This is a genomic window from Variovorax sp. 01N429, from assembly GCF_056399425.1.
In genome coordinates, this window is the sequence record NZ_JBFTRG010000179.1 from 1 (window position 1) to 399 (window position 399).

Genomic DNA, 399 nt, shown 5'->3' on the forward strand with positions numbered 1-399 from the left:
ATGGTGAGCCGGCCGCCGGAGTCGGTGACGTACACGCAGTGCGCGCCGTACGACTCCATCAGCCGCGCCTGCTCGGCGAGTTCGGCGGGCGGCGCCATATGCGACAGCATCAGGAAGCCCGACACGTCCATGCCGAGTTCGCGCGCCGCCGCGATGTGCTGGGCGGAGATGTCCGCCTCGGTGCAGTGCGTGGCCACCCGGACCGAGCGGACGCCGAGGTCGTACGCCTGCCGCAGCTCGCGGATCGTGCCGACCCCGGGCAGCAGCAGCGTGGTCAGCCGGGCGCGCTCCAGGACCGAGGCGGCCGCCTCGATCCACGCCCAGTCGGTGTGCGAGCCCGGGCCGTAGTTGAGGGAGCTGCCGGCGAGGCCGTCGCCGTGCGCGACCTCGATGGCGTCC

General features: G+C 73.4%; 1 pseudogene. It reads right to left on the minus strand.

Going from position 1 to position 399, the window contains the following annotated elements:
• Positions 1-399 (minus strand): annotated as a pseudogene (locus AC1DSF_RS31145) (4-hydroxy-2-oxovalerate aldolase); the annotation flags it as partial.